The organism is Actinoallomurus spadix (assembly GCF_024055725.1).
Taxonomy (GTDB): domain Bacteria; phylum Actinomycetota; class Actinomycetes; order Streptosporangiales; family Streptosporangiaceae; genus Actinoallomurus; species Actinoallomurus spadix.
Window position 1 is genome coordinate 88,847 of record NZ_JAMXMX010000001.1, and the last position, 15,680, is coordinate 104,526.

The following is a 15,680-nucleotide window of genomic DNA, read 5'->3' on the forward strand; positions in this document are numbered from 1 at the left end:
CGGGGTAGGGCCCTGTACCGCGCCGAGAGGGGTGCTCCGCCATGACGACCGTGACCCTCCCGCCGGGCCCGTCGCTTCCGCGTTCCGCGCAGGGCGCGGTCGTGCTGGCCGCCCGGTCGCAGGGCCTGCGCCGGATGCGCGCCCGGTACGGTGACGCCTTCACCGTCAACGTGCCGATCTTCGGCCGGACCGTGGTCATCAGCGATCCCGACGAGGTGAAGCAGCTCTTCACGGCGAGCACCGACCTCGTCGAGAACGTACGGCCCAATCTCGGGCGGCTCCTCGGCCCCGGCTCGCTGTTCGCCCTGACCGGGGAGGAGCACCGCGAGCAGCGCAGGCTGCTCGTCCCGCCCTTCCACGGCCGCCGCCTCGCGGCGTACGAGAAGACCATCGAGGACGAGACCGTACGGGAGACGGCGACCTGGCCGGAGGACCGGGCGTTCGCGACGCTGCCGTCGATGCGGCGGATCACGCTGAACGCCATCCTGCGCGCGGTGTTCGGCGCCGACGGTGCCGAACTCGCCGAGTTGCGGGAACTGCTGCCGCCGTGGGTCGCCTCCGGCTCCCGGCTGGCCGTCCTCCCGATCCCGAGGACCGACCTCGGGCGGTGGAGCCCGTGGGGCCGGCTCCGGCTCGCGCGCCGCCGGTACGACGCGATCGCCGGCCGATTGATCGACGAGGCGGCGGAAGGCGACCCCGGCGAACGCGACGACGTCCTCGCGCTCCTGCTGCGGAGCCGCCACACCGACGGCTCGCCGATGAGCCGCGCGCAGATCGCCGACCACCTGCTCACCCTCCTCGTCGCCGGGCACGAGACCACCGCGACGACCCTCGCCTGGGCGATCGAACGGCTTCGGCGGCATCCCGCGATCCTGCGGGACCTCGCCGAGGAGGCCGACGCCGGCGGTGGCGCGCTGCGCGAGGCGGCGATCACCGAGGTCCAGCGCACGCGCCCCGTCATCGACGTCGTGGGGCGGCACGTGATCGCCGACGGCTACCGGCTCGGACGGTGGACGCTGCCCCGGGGGTGCACGGTGCTGGTCGCCGTCGCCCTGATGCACGAGGACGAGGCACTGTTCCCGCACCCGCGGGCCTTCGACCCGGCCCGGTTCCTCGGCGAGCAGCCGGACCTCTACCGGTGGGTCCCGTTCGGGGGCGGCAGGCGGCGCTGCCTCGGCGCGGCGTTCGCGGCCATGGAGATGAACGTCGTCCTGCGCACCGTGCTGCGCCGCTTCACCCTGCTGCCGACGGCCGAGCCGGGCGAACGGCGGCACTCACGCGGCGTCGCCGGCGCCCCGGCCCGGGGCGGTCTGGCGGTCGTGCGCCGCCGGAGCCCGGCGGCGGGGTAGGCCCGCGGCCCCGTACGCTGCCGGCCGGCGAACCGGCGGGGGCGAGGCGCCACACGGGCTGCGCGCCGGGGCCGGGGAGTGCGTTATACCGGCTGCGCGCCGGGGGAGTGCGTCACGCCGGCCACTCGGGTGCGCGCTTGTCCAGGAACGCCCGCATGCCTTCCTGCGCCTCCGGGGTCTGGCTCGCGGCGGCCATCACCTCGATCGCGTACGTGTACGCGTCCGCCTCCGGCCGGTCGAGCTGGGCGTACATCGCCTGCTTGCCGAGCGCCTTACTGCGCGGGCTGCCCTGGGTGGCGCGCTCCAGCAGCGCGCGGGTGGCCTTCTCCAGCTCCTCCTCGGGCACGGCGCGGTTGATCAGGCCCCAGTCGAGGGCGGTACCGGCGTCGATGGCGTCGCCGGTGAGGGCCATCTCCATGGCGCGCTTGCGGCCGACGGTGCGTGCGATGGGCACCATCGGCGTGTGGCAGAACCAGCCGCCCTTGCCGCCGGGGGCGGCGAAGCGCGCGTTGCGGGCGGCCACCGCCAGGTCGCAGGCGGCCACGAGCTGACAGCCCGCCGCCGTCGCCATGCCGTGCACCTGGGCGATCACCACCTGCGGAACCGCGTGGATCGTGTCCATCAGCTCCCGGCAGGCGAGCAGGAGCTCCCGGGTCCGGGCGAGGTCCGCGCCGGCCAGATCGGCGAAGTCGTGCCCGGCGGAGAACACCGGGCCGTTGCCGGCCAGCACGATGCCGCGCGCGCCGGTCTCCGCGACCCGCCGGAACGCCGCCGTCAGCGCCCGCATGTGCGACAGGGACAGCGCGTTGCGCCGCTCCGGGCGGTTCATCGTGATGATCCTGAAGGGGCCGTCCGTCTCGATGAGGACCTCGTCGACGCTCATAGTCGAACGCTACGTCCCCGGCCGCGGCCGGGGCCACCGCGATCCGCCGGGGGGACCCGGCGAAGGCCCGGCGCGGCGGCCCGGCGCGGCGGGCCGGTCAGGCGGGCCGGGTGAGGCGAGGTTCTCACCTGGGGAGAATCGCGGAGTGCGGGTTCGGACGGGGATCAGGGTCGAGGGGATCGTGCAGGGGGTCGGATTCCGGCCGTTCGTGCACGGTCTCGCCACGACGCTCGGCCTGGCCGGGCTCGTGGGCAACGACGCGGGCGGCGTGTTCATCGAGGTCGAGGGCGACGCCGCCGCCGTCGAGCGGTTCCTAGGCGGATTGAGCTGCCCGCCGCCGCCGGCCGTGATCGAGCGGATCACGACCCGGCGGCTCTCGGCCCGGGGTGGCGGCCGGTTCGCGATCGTGGGGAGCGCCGTGGGCGGACGGCGCGGCGCGCTGGTGTCCTCCGACTCCGCCACCTGCGCCGACTGCCTGCGCGAACTGCGGGACCCCGCCGACCGGCGCCACGGTTACCCGTTCGTCAACTGCACCGCCTGCGGGCCGCGCTTCACGATCGTGACGGACGTCCCGTACGACCGGCCGCACACCACGATGGCCGGTTTCGCCATGTGCGCCGGGTGCGCCGCCGAGTACCACGACCCGGCCGACCGCCGGTTCCACGCCCAGCCGGTGTGCTGCCCCGCCTGCGGGCCGCGGCTCGCCCTGCGGGACCGCGACGGCCGTGAGATGCCCGGGGAGCCGATCGAGGAGGCGCGCGGCCTGCTCCGGCGCGGCGGGATCCTCGCGGTGAAGGGCCTGGGCGGCTACCACCTCGCCGCCACGGCCGCCGACGAGGCCGCGGTCGCGGCCCTGCGCGCCCGCAAGCGCCGGGAGGACAAGCCGTTCGCGGTGATGGCGCCCGGCCTGCCGTCCGTACGGCGCCTCGCCCACGTCGGGCCCGCCGAGGAGGCCTTGCTGACGAGCGCCGCCCGGCCCATCGTGCTGCTGCGAAGAAGGGCCGGCGCGCCGCTGGCCGAGGCCGTCGCCCCCGGCGACCGGTCGATCGGCGTGCTGCTGCCGTACACCCCGCTGCACCACCTGCTGGTCCGTGAGCCGCTGGTGATGACGAGCGGCAACGCCTCCGACGAGCCGATCGCCCACCGCGACGCGGAGGCCCTCACCCGCCTGCGGAACGTCGCCGACGCGTTCCTGACCCACGACCGGCCCATCCACGTGCGCACGGACGACTCGGTCGTCCGGGTCTTCGGCGGCGGGGCGCTGCCGGTGCGGCGGTCCCGTGGGTACGTGCCGCGGCCGCTGCCGGTGCCCGCGGGCGGCCCGGCGGTGCTGGCCTGCGGGGCGGAGCTGAAGAACACCTTCTGCTTCGCCGAGGGCGGGCGCGCGTTCGTCTCGCACCACATCGGCGACCTGGAGAACTACGAGACGTTCCGCGCGTTCCGCGAGGGCGTCGAGCACTTCGAGCGTCTCTTCGGCATCGCGCCCGCCGTGCTCGCGCACGACCCGCACCCGGAGTACCTGTCCACCAAGTACGCCCTGGAGCGGGCGGGGGAGCAGGAGCTGCCGCTCATCGGCGTGCAGCACCACCACGCCCACATCGCCGCCTGCCTGGCCGACAACGAGCACGCCGGGCCGGTGATCGGGGTCGCCTTCGACGGCACCGGCCTGGGCACGGACGGCACGCTGTGGGGCGGGGAGTTCCTCATCGCGGACCTGACCGGCTTCGAGCGAGCGGGGCACCTGCGGCCGGTACCGCTGCCGGGCGGCGCGACGGCGATCAGGGAGCCGTGGCGGATGGCGGCCGCGTACGGCGTGCCGAACGACCTGGACGTCGCCCGGCGCAACGCCGCGGCGTGGGACCGGGTCGTCGCGGTCGGCCGGGCCGGCCTGGGCGCACCGCCGACCTCGAGCATGGGCCGGCTGTTCGACGCGGTCGCGGCCGTGCTCGGCGTCCGCGACCGGATCACCTACGAGGGCCAGGCCGCGGTCGAACTGGAACAGCGCGCCGACCCGCGGGAACGCTCGGCCTACCCGGTGCGGCTGGACGACGCGGAGGACGGCGGGCCGTCGTTCGTCGTGCCGGGGGCCGAACTCGTTCAGGCCGTCGTCGAGGACCTGCGCGCCGGCACGCCCGCGCCGACGATCGCCGCGCGGTTCCACAACGCGGTCGGCGACCTGGTCGTCGCCGGAGCCGTCCGGCTGCGCGAGGCGACCGGTCTGACCACGGTGGCGCTGTCCGGCGGGGTGTTCCAGAACCTCCTGCTGCTGGAGCGCGCGGTCACCGGCCTGGAGACCGCGGGCCTCACCGTGCTGGTCCACCACCGCGTGCCGCCGAACGACGGCGGCATCAGCCTCGGCCAGGCCGTGGTCGCCACCGCACGCGCGACGTCGTGCGCACTTTGAGTAGTCGGGTCATTGCGGTGTGCTATCACTGGTGGAGGTGCCCACGGAGGAGGACAGGATGCCGGCAACGGTTCCGTCGACCGTATCGACCCCCCATCGGCGTTCCCGGGCCGCGGCCCGCGACGCGATAGTCGCGGCCATGGCGGCCGCCGCCGCCGCGGCCCTGCTCGTGGGAGCCGCGCCGCGTGCGCATGCGTTCGGCACGGTCGGTCATCTGGCCGAGCACGAGCGCATCACCCGGGCGGCGCTCGGCTGTGCCTCCGGCGCGGGCCCCGACTGCTTCGAGCCCCGATCCCTGGACCAGGTCGCCGGTAGGAAGGGGACGTTCGGTGCGGTGGGCTCGCCGGACAACCCGCTGACGGGGGAGAGCCTGACCTCGGCGGCGCACTGCGACAACGCCGACTACGTTCAGGGTTCCGATTACCGGCCGCAGGACCGGCAGCGAGCGACCACCGCCCTGATCGAGTGCGTCGATCACGCTCGCGCCCGCGTCCGCGCCGGCCTCCACAGGGCTGTCGGCCTGCTCGACACCGACGGGCGTATCAGACCGGGCGAGGTCAGCCTCAAACCCTCGCTGTTCCCGCCGCGTCCGACCGGCGACTGCACCTTCAACCGGGTGTCGGGCCGGGCCAAGTGCGACGTGATCGAGGAGTTCGGGCGCGCCCTGCACGTGGTCCAGGACTTCTACTCCCACAGCAACTGGGCCGACCAGCCCGCGGCCGGCCCGATCGGCGTGCACAACCCGCCCGGCGGCCGGCAGAGCGGCATCAGCCCGCTGTTCGCCCTGTTCGGGGCCGGGCCGACCGCCGCGAGTGTGCCCGGCTGGCTGAGCACCGGCTGCTTCGACGCAAAGGCCGCCATCACCGGCGAACACGCCGGGTGCACCGATGGCGGCCGGACGCGGCTGAAGCACGCCTGGATCAACAAGGACCACGGGGTCATCGACCCCCGCACGGGCGTCACCTCCTGCATCGAGGGGGGCAAGAACATCTGCACCCCGCGTGGGCAGGTCGGGGACGACTTCCATCGCGCCGTACGCGCGGCCATCGACGACACCCGCCGCCAATGGCACGACTTCGCCGCGGCGGTGCGGCGGGCATACCCCGGGCGCGGCGACCGCATCATCTGCGCCCTGACCCACGACGACCCCGTCACGACCTGCCGCTGACACCGCCTCGACGGTTCGGGGAGCCGGACGTGTGCTGGAACGCCTCACCGCGGCGCCGCCCTCGATTCCCGGTCGCGTCGGAGTCGAACGCCGGATAGTGACGCTCCGTGAGTATCGGGATGGTCCGGGGAGGTGGCAGGCCAGGCGCGCGGTCACCGGATCAGGGACTCCGCCGACCCGGGCCGGCGCGCGTACCGACGTGCTCTCCGCGCGGGCATCCGGTCCGCCCCGTGGAGAGCATGCGGGCCGCGATCGACCCTCGAATCAGAGGCCGGGGTTTGTTTGCCCAGCTTATTCGGCATTGCGGCACACCACTTTTTAAGTGATCATGGACGAGTGGCCGCGGCCCACCGGCGCCCGTAGGTTCTGGGAGAGGACGCATCTCGTGATATTCGCTGTAGTGGGGCTGGTGCTGGTCGGCGTCGTCGGCGTGCTGAACCTGGCGATCCTTCTGGTCACGCTCCGTCGATGGCGAGAGCTGGAGACGGCGGGCGGCCTCCCCACCGCCGGAGCCGCCTCCAATGTCCGGATGATCGATCGGATCCCGAGCTTCTCGGCCCGTGCCCTCGACGGCGTCACCGTGACGGAACGGACCCTCCTCGGGAAGGAGACCCTGGTCGGATTCTTCTCGATCACCTGCAGGGCCTGCGCCGAGGCGGTGCCCGTCTTCGCCGGGCACGCCGAGCGGCTGCGGGCCGCCGGCGGGATCTCCGTGGCGATCGTCCACGGAGACGACTCGGCCGAGAGCGCGCTGGCCGCGATGCTCGGCGACGTGATGGACATCGTGATCGCCGAGGACTCGAAGGCCGAGCTGTCGCAGCGGTATGGAGCCAAGCACTACCCGACCTATGCCTGGTACGGCCCCGACGGCATGGTGACCTCGGCCGGTGTGGGCGTCGCCGCCCTGCGCACCGAGCCGGTCGCCCCTTAGCGCCCGAAGGGCGCCCCCTGCGCCACGGGTCCCGCCGCCGCGTTCGCCTCGTTCCCGGCGGTATCCGGCCCGTGTGTGGAAACACCCCCACCACAAGGAGGAGCCATGCTCCAAAGCGTGACCCGGCGTGTCAACCGCGCCATCGAGGCCCTGCTCCCTACGACCACCGCCGACGCCGGCTGCCCGCCGGACACGTACATGCAGTACAAGTACATCAACGGTGTCTGCTTTGGCCGGACCTGCTCGACCAGCGCCAACTGCACCACTCACTGCGGCACCTGGTACAGCTACAGCAACAACTACTGCTGATGCCTCCTCGGCCCGCGTGACGACCGCGTGGCCGCCCTCGGTGAGGGCGGCCACGTCGGTCCGCGCTCTCGTTCGTGGCGCCGGAAAGGACATTCGTGCAATACCTCGTCGCAGGGCTCGTTCTGGTCGCGGGACTCACCACGCTGAACCTGGTGCTGACCGTGGCCCTGGTGCGTCGCTGGCGTGCCCGTCTGAGCGCCCCGCCGGCCGCCCGCCCCGGCCACCTCCCCAGGGACCCGGAACCGGGCATCGCGCCCGGGGACCGGATGCCCGAGTTCACCGTGACCACCGCCGGCGGCGCGAGGCTCACCCGGGACGAATTCGCCGGCCGGCCGGCGCTGATCGCGTTCCTGTCGCTGGACTGCCCTGGCTGCGACGACAGCGTGCCGGCGTTCGCCGAGCACGCGCGCCGGGTGCGGGACGCGGGCGGCCGGGTGATGGCCACGGTGGTCGGCGTCGACGCGGGCGGCAGTGAACTGGCCGCCCGGCTGGCCGGCGTCGCGGACCATGTGGTCCCCGAATTCCTCGACGCGCCTGTCGGCACCGCCTTCGGTGTCCGTTTCTATCCCACCTTCGCCCACTACGCTCCTGACGGGGTCGCCACCGCCGCCGGTGTCGGCCTGCAGCGACTGGCCGAGACCGCGCGAGCCTCGGCACAGTGAGCGCGGACGCTCAGCGGACGGAGCCCGGTGTCTCCGTCGTCCGGGGGATGAAGGCGGCCTACGCGCTCGCCTGGCAGGCCTGCCCCGGCATGGTGTTCCTCCAGCTCGTCATGGCGGTGATCGGTGGCACGGCGCCGGTGGCCACCGCCTGGCTGACCAAGGCCGCGCTCGACGAACTGACAGCCGCGCATCCCCGGACCGGGGCGCTGATGGGGATGGCGGCCGGCATCGGTGTCCTGGGCATCGCGATGGCCACCACCTCGGCCGTCACCACCTACGCGCAGGGACGTGCCCGGCGTGCTGTCGGCCTGCTCTCACAGGACCGGCTGTTCGACGCGGTCAACCGGATGAACGGGCTGGCACGCCTGGAGGAGCCGCGTTTCCATGACCGGCTGCGGCTGGCCCAGCAGTCGGCCGAACACGCCCCGGACCAACTGGTCCAGATGGGCCTGTCCACCCTGCAGGGGACCCTGGGCATCGTCGGGTTCCTGGGCACCCTGGTGGCGATCAACCCGATCATGGCCGGCGTCGCGCTGGCGGCCGCCGCACCGGCGATGATCGCCCATTTGACGCTCAGCCGACGGCGGGCGGGGTTGTTGTGGCGCACCAGCCCCGGCATGCGTCGCAAACTCTTCTACCAGATGCTGCTGACGGACCTGCAGGCCGCCAAGGAGGTCCGCCTGTTCGGACTGGGCGGCTTCCTGCACGGCAGGATGCTCACCGAACTGCGCGCGGCCAACGACGCCGAGGATCGGCTGGAGCGCGGAGTGGTGCGCGTCCAGGTCCTCCTCGCCGCTCTCGGGGCGCTGCTGGCGGCCGGAGGGCTGCTGTGGGCCGTGTACGCCGCGGCCGCCAGGACGATCAGCATCGGTGACGTGTCCGTCTTCATCGGCGCCCTGGCCGGGCTCCAGTCCGGGCTGAGCGGCCTGGTGCAGGGCATCGCCATGGGACACCAGTCCGCTCTCGTCTTCCACCACTATCTGACGGTGGTCGGAATCGAGGACGACCTGGCCGGGCCGGCGCGGCGCCGCGAGCTCCCTCCGCTGGCGCACTCCATCGAACTGCGCGACGTGTGGTTCCGCTACGGGGAGGACGCCCCGTGGGTGCTGCGCGGGCTGAACCTGACCATCCCGCACGGCACCAGTTTGGCGGTGGTCGGGCTCAACGGCGCGGGCAAGAGCACGCTCGTCAAGCTGCTGTGCCGGTTCTACGATCCGGAGCGCGGAGCCGTGCTGTGGGATGGGGTGGACATCCGCGATGTTCCCGTCGCGCAGCTGCGTCAACGGATCGGGGCGGTGTTCCAGGACTACATGGACTACGACCTCACCGCCGCCGAGAACATCGGACTCGGGGATGTGAACGCGATCGACGACGCGGACCGGATCCGGGCCGCCGCCGAGCGCGCCGGTGTCCACGACACCGTCGAGCGGCTGCCGGCGGGCTACCGGACGATGCTGAGCAGGCTGTTCCACGCGGGAGACGAGGAGGACGGTGACGAGGAGGAGGCCGCGCGGACGAGCGGCGTCCACCTCTCCGGCGGACAGTGGCAGCGCCTGGCGCTGGCCCGCGGGCTGATGCGCCAGGGGCGCGACCTGATGATCTTGGACGAGCCGAGCTCCGGTCTCGACGCGGTGGCCGAGGCGGCGGTCCATGACCGGCTGCGGGAACTGCGCACGGGCTCCACCAGCGTCCTCGTCTCGCACCGGCTCAGCGCCGTCCGCCGCGCCGACCGGATCGTCGTCGTGCAGGACGGCCGGATATCGGAGAGCGGCGACCACGCTTCCCTCATCGCGTCCCCGGACGGCGTCTACGCCCGGCTCTTCCGCAGCCAGGCGCAGGGCTACCAGGAGGATCCGGCGGCGGACGGCCCCGGGCCGCAGCCCGGAGGAAGCGAGACGGCGCCGACCACGGTGGCCGCCGGATGAGCCAGGCTCTGGGCTGGGTCATCGGGGCGGCGCTGGTGAGCGGAGCCGTGCCGGCGATCCGGCTGCTGCTGTCCACCGTCACCGTACGGGGCGGCAGCATGACCCCGACCCTGCACCACGGCGATGTGCTGCTGGTGCTGCGCCACCGCCGTCGCCCCCGTCCCGGGCAGATCGTGGTCGTCCAGCGGCCCGACCGGCGGACCGGGTGGAGCGGTCCCGTCGATCTCTCCGGAGCCGCCGGGTGGTACGTCAAACGAGTCGTCGCGGTGGCCGGGGATCCGGTACCACCCTGGGTGGCGGGGGACCGGCCCGGCCGGGTACCGCCGGGCATGCTGGTGCTGCGGGGCGACCACCCCCGCTCGGAGGATTCCCGGCAATGGGGGCTGTGCCCCGCGGACCGCTTGTACGGAGTGATGCTCCTGCGACTGCGCACGGGAGGCGACCGAGCCGCCGCCTGAGGAGCGCGGCAGGGTGACGGCCTGAGTCGGCGTTCTTTGTGGTGGTCGCAGTAGGCTCATCGGGTGAGCGGTGGAGCGTCGAATTCCCCGGATGATCGGTCGGTCGAGAACCCGTCCCGGCGTCCACGCCGATTTCGGCAGGTTCATCCAACGCGGCGTGGTCTGATCCTTTCCTGGTGGGGATTCACCGTCACATTCGCTGGATTGCGTTCGCTGACGTGGGCGATCCATGTTCACGTCGCGGGGTTGGGAAACGTTCACGTCGGTCGTGTTCACATTCACCATTACATTTGGGGAGTTCTGCTGCTGATCGCCGTGGGCGCGTGCGGGCTCGTCGAGAGGTCCACTCTCTGGCGGACCTGGATGGGCCTGGCCTTCGGGATCGGGCTCGCCCTGGTGATCGACGAGGCCGCGTTGCTGATCGAGTTGAAGGACGTGTACTGGAACCGCGCGAGCGGAATCAGCGCCGCCATCGCGATCATCCTCATCGGTGTGGCCGGGAGCATCCTCGCACTCACCCGTGCGCCGCACACCGAGGCCACCGCGCGATGACGAGGCCGAGCAGGCCCGGAGCCCCTCGGCGGCCTGAAAGCATGCACGACGTCGGCGCGATCTCCATGATCGTGTGGGCCGTGAACGCGCCGGATGGCTACGATCTCAGATAGTGGGAGCCTTCGCCATGGAGGGGGGACCGTGAGCGACGTCCAGGGGCCGCCGGACGGTCGCAAGCCGGTGTTCGCCGCCGAACGCCGTAAGCGCATTCTCGAGCTCCTCCGGGCGAACGGCACGCTGTCGCTGCGCCAGCTGGCCGAGGCCGTGCAGTCGTCGGAGGTCACGGTGCGCCGTGACGTGCGCGCGCTCGAGGCCGACGGCCTGCTGGACCGTCACCACGGCGGGGCATCCCTGCCCGGCGAGCTCTCCCGCGAGGCGACGTATCTGCAGAAGGCCCAGGTCGCCGGTGATGAGAAGGCCGCGATCGCCGACCTCGCCGCGGCGCTCGTCGAGGACGGCGACGCCATCGCCATCGGCCCCGGCACCACGACCCACGCGCTGGCGCAGCGGCTGACCGGCCACACCGAGCTGACGGTGGTCACGAACTCGCTCCTGGTCGCGCAGACCCTCGCCGCCTCGCCGCGCATCGAGGTCGTCGTGACCGGCGGCACGCTACGCGGTCCGGTGCAGGCCCTGATCGGCAGCGCGGCGGAGCGGTCGCTGGCCGGGCTGCGGATGCGCCGGGTGTTCATCTCCGGCAACGGCCTGACGGCCGAGCGCGGCCTGTCGACGCCGAACATGCAGGTCGCGGGCACCGACCGGGCGCTGGCCGAGGCGGGTGAGGAGGTCGTGGTGCTCGCCGACCACACCAAGGTCGGGGTGGATACGATGGTGCAGACCGTGCCGCCCGAGCGCATCGACCATCTCGTCACCGGCGAGGAGGCCGCGCCGGAGGAGCTGCACGAACTGAGCGCGCGCGGCGTACGGATCCACGTCGCCCGTCTCTAAGGCCTGTCTCAACGGCTTCACCCGCTTTCATGGGAATCGGCGGGTGACAGTTCCGGGTGCCCTGGATGGTGGCGTAGCGCGTCGAGGACGACGTTGACCGCCGATCGTGGCGGCGATCCGCGGCGGATCGCCGCGGTGATGGTCCGGGTGACCGGCGCGGCGAGCCGGCGGACGGTGACGTGGTACCGCGGATCGACGGCCAGGCCGGGCAGCAGCGCGATCGACAGCCCGGCTTCGACGTGCTGCATGGTCATCAGGTAGTTGCTGAAGCGGCACACCACCCGCGGCTCGAACCCGGCTTCACGGCACAGGCGGGTCGCCAGGTTCGCCATGTAGGACTGTGGCCGGTCGAACGCCCACGGCTCGTCCGCGAAGGCGGCGAGGTCGGCCGGGTCGCGCCCCGCCGCGGGGTGGCCTGGCGGCACGAGGAGCACGATCGGGTCGGTGGCCAGCGGCACGATGTCGAGGTCGGGGCCCAGCGGCTGCTCGACGAAGTCCGTCGTCGTGATGATGACGTCGACGTCGCCCACGCGCAGGGCGGGCATGCTCTCGTGCGGTTCCAGTTCCAGCAGTTCGACGTCGAGGTGCGGGTGGGTCTCGGCGAGCCGGGTGATCGCCGGGACGGCCATGCTGTGGAGCGCGCTCTGGAACGCACCCAGCCGGACGAGGCCGGCGGGCTCCTCGCCGAGGCTGCGCAGCTCGGCGCCGACCGCGGTCATGTGGTCGAGGATCTCCCGGGCCCGCCGCGCCAGGATCAGCCCGGCGGGGGTGAGCCGCACCCGCCGCCCGGTGCGTTCCAGCAGCTGCGTGCGCGTCTCGGCTTCGAGCACGGACAGCTGCTGGGACACGCTCGACGCGCTCAGGTTCGCCGCCTGCGCGACCGCGCGTACGGTCCCCAGCGTGTCGAGCTGGATCAGGAGCCGCAGCCGCCATGGGTTGAGAATCACCGCACCATTCTTGTACGGCTCAGCCGAACAGGACGGCCGGGAACGTGAGATGGACGTGTCGCTCGGCGGGCACCTAGCGTGCGGGGCATGACCGTTACGACCTCCGCCTCACCGTCGGCCTTCTGGGCCGACGCCGACCGGCACCTCGTGCGCTACGCCGGAGCCGGCCGGTTCACGCCCGAGATCATCGACCGCGCCGCCGGGAGCTTCCTGTACACCGAGGACGGCCGGAAGATCCTCGACTTCACCTCGGGCCAGATGAGCGCGATCATCGGCCACTCGCACCCGGAGATCGTGGCCACCGTACGGGAGCAGGTGGGCAGGCTCGACCACCTCTTCAGCGGGATGCTGAGCCGCCCCGTCGTCGACCTCGCCCGGCGTCTGGCCGAGACCCTGCCCGCCCCGCTGGAGAAGGCCCTGCTGCTGACCACCGGCGGCGAGTCGAACGAGGCCGCGCTCCGGCTGGCCAAGCTCGTCACCGGCAAGCACGAGATCGTCTCCTTCGCCCGCTCGTGGCACGGCATGACGCAGGGCGCGGCGTCCGCCACCTACAGCGCGGGTCGCAAGGGATACGGTCCGGCGGCCCCGGGGAACTTCGCCATCCCGGTGCCCAACGCGTACCGGCCCGACGTCACCACCTCCGACGGAGAACTCGACTGGCGGCGGCAGCTCGGCCTCGGCTTCGAACTGATCGACGCACAGTCGGTCGGCAGTCTCGCCGCCTGCATCGTCGAGCCCATCCTGAGCTCCGGCGGGATCATCGAGCCGCCCGCGGGCTACTTCGCCGCCCTGCGCGAGAAGTGCCGCGAGCGCGGCATGCTGCTGATCCTGGACGAGGCCCAGACCGGGCTCTGCCGCACCGGCACCTGGTACGCCTTCCAGCGTGACGGCGTCGTCCCCGACATCCTGACGCTGTCGAAGACCCTCGGCGCCGGGCTGCCGCTCGCGGCCGTGCTCACCAGCGCCGAGATCGAGCAGGAGGCCCATGACCGCGGCTTCCTGTTCTTCACCACCCACGTCGCGGACCCGCTGATGGCCGCGGTCGGCAACACCGTCCTCGACGTGCTGATCCGTGACCGGCTGGACGAGCGTGCCGCCGAACTCGGCGCCCTTCTGCGCGGCGGCCTCGATCAGATCGCGCGGCGGCATCCGGTCGTCGGGGACGTCCGCGGCCGCGGCCTGCTGGCCGGACTGGAACTGGTCGCGGACCGCGAGAGCGGCCGCGGATCGGACGAGCTCGGCGCGCTGGTCACCCGGCGCTGCCTGGAACTCGGCCTGCACATGAACATCGTGCAGCTGCCGGGCATGGGCGGTGTATTCCGGATCGCGCCGCCGCTGACCGCCACGGAGGAGGAGATCTCGCTCGGTCTGGCCATCCTCGACCAGGCCATCGGCGACGTGGTCTCCGGAAGCGGGGCGGCCGCGTCGTAGGGCGACCCCCGCCGGCGGCGCCGGGACCCTGGTGGCCGGTGGTCCCGGCGTGGTATTACCTGCGGTACACCGGCGCGTTACCGGAGGTGCGTCGTGACCGACAGGGCCCTAGAGGCGGCCGGGATCCTCAAGACGTTCCCCGGCACGGTCGCCCTCGACCACGTCTCACTCACGCTGGCGCGCGGGGAGGTGCACGCGCTGACCGGGGAGAACGGCGTGGGCAAGTCCACGCTCGTCAAGATTCTCTCCGGGGTCCACCGGCCCGACGCCGGACGGCTGCGGCGCGACGGCGAGGTGGTCCGCTTCGGCAGCCCGCTGGACGCCCGCCGGTCCGGCGTCATGGCGGTGCACCATGACGGCGCGCTCATCCCGTCGCTGAGCATCGCCCGCAACCTGTTCGCCGGTGCCGAGCCGAAGGGCCGGTTCGGCCTGATCGACCTCGCGCGGATGAACGACCAGGCCGCCGAGGTCCTCGCCGGGTACGGGCTGCGGGTCGACGTGCGCCGGCCGCTGGCGACGCTGGACCCGGGCGCGCGCACGCTCGTGGCCCTGGCCCGCGCGGTGACGGCCGGCGCCGAGGTCCTCATCCTCGACGAGCCGACCGCGGAGATGGCGCCGCGGCAGATCGAGGCGCTGTTCCGCGTCGTGGCCGGGCAGCGCGAGCGGGGCCGTGCGGTGCTGTACGTCAGCCACCGGCTCGACGAGCTCTACCGGCTCGGCGACCGGCTGACCGTGCTGCGCGGCGGTCGGGTCGTGCACAGCGGGCCGTTCGCGGGTCTGGAGCGGCGCGCGCTGGTGTCGATCATGCTGGGGCGGCGGCTTCCCCGTGTGTCGCCCGCCGTGCCCGAGGCGGCCGCCGAGACGCCGGCCGACCCGCCGTACCTCCGTGCCACCGGGCTCACGCGGCGGCATGCGCTGGCCGACGTCTCGCTGGAGCTGCGGGAGGGCGAGGTGCTGGGGCTGGGCGGCCTGCTCGGCGCGGGCCGTTCGGAGACCGCGAAGGCGATCGCGGGGGCCCTGACCCTGGACGCCGGCCAGGTCACCGTGGCCGGCGCGCCGCTGCGGCGGCGTTCGATCGCCGGGGCGATCCGGGCGGGGGTGGGGCTCCTGCCGGAGAACCGCGCCGTCGAGGGGATCATCCCGTCGCTGTCCGTCCGCGACAACATCGCGCTGGCGGCGCTGCCCCGCCTGTCGCGCTTCGGGCTCGTCTCCGGCGCGCGGATCGACCGGGTCGTGGAGACCTTCATGCGCCGCCTGCGCATCAAGGCGACGTCGCCGCTGCAGAAGGTCGCCGAGCTGTCCAGCGGCAACCAGCAGAAGGTCCTCCTCGCCCGCTGGCTGGCGATGCAGCCGAAGGTGCTGCTGCTGGACGAGCCGACGCGCGGCATCGACGTGGGCGCCAAGGCCCAGCTGCGGGACCTGCTGGACGAGCTGGCCGTCGCGGGCCTGGCCATCCTGCTGATCTCCTCCGACCTGGAGGAGCTGGTCTCCGGCTGCGACCGCGTCGTCGTGCTGCGCGACGGCGCGGTCGCGGCGGAGCTGACCGGCCTGGAGATCACCGAGGAGCGCATCATCACGGCCATGGCGTCCGCCGGCGGCGTGCCGCCGGCGGACGGTTGACCTGCTCCTCGGACCTGCTCCTCGGACCGGCTCCTCGGACCGGCTCCTCGGACCGGCTCCTCGGACCGGCTCCTCGGGCTCTGCCCCTCGAGC

General features: G+C 73.1%; 14 protein-coding genes. 12 read left to right on the forward strand and 2 right to left on the reverse strand.

Annotated elements, in window-relative coordinates; translation table 11 throughout:
- The first annotated feature begins 41 nt into the window (after positions 1–41).
- The gene (locus NE235_RS00405) at positions 42–1,349 is read left to right on the forward strand and encodes a cytochrome P450 (RefSeq protein WP_252798608.1); all 1,308 of its coding nucleotides are present in this window, start codon (positions 42–44) and stop codon (positions 1,347–1,349) included.
- 112 nt (positions 1,350–1,461) lie between these two features.
- Here the strand turns inward: NE235_RS00405 and NE235_RS00410 are convergent, their stop codons facing one another.
- Complete coding sequence (locus NE235_RS00410; protein ID WP_252798609.1) at positions 1,462–2,232, reverse strand: enoyl-CoA hydratase-related protein; 771 nt, start codon at positions 2,230–2,232, stop codon at positions 1,462–1,464.
- 145 nt (positions 2,233–2,377) lie between these two features.
- Between NE235_RS00410 and hypF the strand changes: the two genes are divergently transcribed.
- From hypF to NE235_RS00455, 9 genes are all read left to right on the forward strand, one after another.
- A complete protein-coding gene (gene hypF / locus NE235_RS00415; RefSeq protein ID WP_252798610.1) occupies positions 2,378–4,636 on the forward strand; it encodes a carbamoyltransferase HypF in 2,259 nt (752 codons plus the stop codon).
- A 139-nt stretch (positions 4,637–4,775) separates the two neighbouring features.
- Positions 4,776–5,804, forward strand: a complete 1,029-nt coding sequence (locus tag NE235_RS00420; protein WP_252798611.1) for a hypothetical protein — start codon at positions 4,776–4,778, stop codon at positions 5,802–5,804.
- A gap of 385 nt (positions 5,805–6,189) precedes the next feature.
- On the forward strand, positions 6,190–6,735 hold the full coding sequence (locus NE235_RS00425; RefSeq protein ID WP_252798612.1) for a TlpA family protein disulfide reductase: 546 nt from the start codon (positions 6,190–6,192) through the stop codon (positions 6,733–6,735).
- Between the two features lie 105 nt (positions 6,736–6,840).
- Complete coding sequence (locus tag NE235_RS00430) at positions 6,841–7,044, forward strand: hypothetical protein (protein WP_252798613.1); 204 nt, start codon at positions 6,841–6,843, stop codon at positions 7,042–7,044.
- Between the two features lie 95 nt (positions 7,045–7,139).
- Positions 7,140–7,706: a TlpA family protein disulfide reductase gene (locus NE235_RS00435; protein ID WP_252798614.1), complete on the forward strand. Its 567-nt coding sequence runs from the start codon at positions 7,140–7,142 to the stop codon at positions 7,704–7,706.
- The gene (locus NE235_RS00440) at positions 7,703–9,631 is read left to right on the forward strand and encodes an ABC transporter ATP-binding protein (RefSeq protein WP_252798615.1); all 1,929 of its coding nucleotides are present in this window, start codon (positions 7,703–7,705) and stop codon (positions 9,629–9,631) included. Before NE235_RS00435 ends, NE235_RS00440 begins: the two co-directional genes overlap by 4 nt.
- Complete coding sequence (locus tag NE235_RS00445; protein ID WP_252798616.1) at positions 9,628–10,089, forward strand: S26 family signal peptidase; 462 nt, start codon at positions 9,628–9,630, stop codon at positions 10,087–10,089. Before NE235_RS00440 ends, NE235_RS00445 begins: the two co-directional genes overlap by 4 nt.
- Positions 10,090–10,152: 63 nt before the next feature.
- A complete protein-coding gene (locus tag NE235_RS00450; protein ID WP_252798617.1) occupies positions 10,153–10,641 on the forward strand; it encodes a hypothetical protein in 489 nt (162 codons plus the stop codon).
- Positions 10,642–10,782: 141 nt separating this feature from the next.
- Positions 10,783–11,589, forward strand: coding sequence for a DeoR/GlpR family DNA-binding transcription regulator (locus tag NE235_RS00455; RefSeq protein ID WP_252798618.1), 807 nt, complete (start codon positions 10,783–10,785; stop codon positions 11,587–11,589).
- A gap of 17 nt (positions 11,590–11,606) precedes the next feature.
- Here NE235_RS00455 and NE235_RS00460 read toward each other — a convergent pair whose 3' ends face one another.
- A complete protein-coding gene (locus NE235_RS00460; RefSeq protein WP_252798619.1) occupies positions 11,607–12,536 on the reverse strand; it encodes a LysR family transcriptional regulator in 930 nt (309 codons plus the stop codon).
- An 87-nt stretch (positions 12,537–12,623) separates the two neighbouring features.
- Between NE235_RS00460 and NE235_RS00465 the strand changes: the two genes are divergently transcribed.
- On the forward strand, positions 12,624–13,967 hold the full coding sequence (locus NE235_RS00465) for an aspartate aminotransferase family protein (RefSeq protein WP_252798620.1): 1,344 nt from the start codon (positions 12,624–12,626) through the stop codon (positions 13,965–13,967).
- Between the two features lie 93 nt (positions 13,968–14,060).
- Positions 14,061–15,587 (forward strand): sugar ABC transporter ATP-binding protein, encoded by a 1,527-nt coding sequence (locus tag NE235_RS38015; RefSeq protein ID WP_252798621.1) that lies wholly within the window; start codon positions 14,061–14,063, stop codon positions 15,585–15,587.
- Positions 15,588–15,680: the final 93 nt, after the last annotated feature.

Excerpts from the sequence above, each read along its gene's own strand:
- NE235_RS00405 (WP_252798608.1), top strand. The coding sequence starts at position 42 with ATGACGACCGTGACCCTCCCGCCGGGCCCGTCGCTTCCGCGTTCCGCG.
- NE235_RS00410 (WP_252798609.1), bottom strand. The coding sequence starts at position 2,232 with ATGAGCGTCGACGAGGTCCTCATCGAGACGGACGGCCCCTTCAGGATC.
- NE235_RS00420 (WP_252798611.1), top strand. The coding sequence starts at position 4,776 with ATGGCGGCCGCCGCCGCCGCGGCCCTGCTCGTGGGAGCCGCGCCGCGT.
- NE235_RS00430 (WP_252798613.1), top strand. The coding sequence starts at position 6,841 with ATGCTCCAAAGCGTGACCCGGCGTGTCAACCGCGCCATCGAGGCCCTG.
- NE235_RS00445 (WP_252798616.1), top strand. The coding sequence starts at position 9,628 with ATGAGCCAGGCTCTGGGCTGGGTCATCGGGGCGGCGCTGGTGAGCGGA.
- NE235_RS00465 (WP_252798620.1), top strand. The coding sequence starts at position 12,624 with ATGACCGTTACGACCTCCGCCTCACCGTCGGCCTTCTGGGCCGACGCC.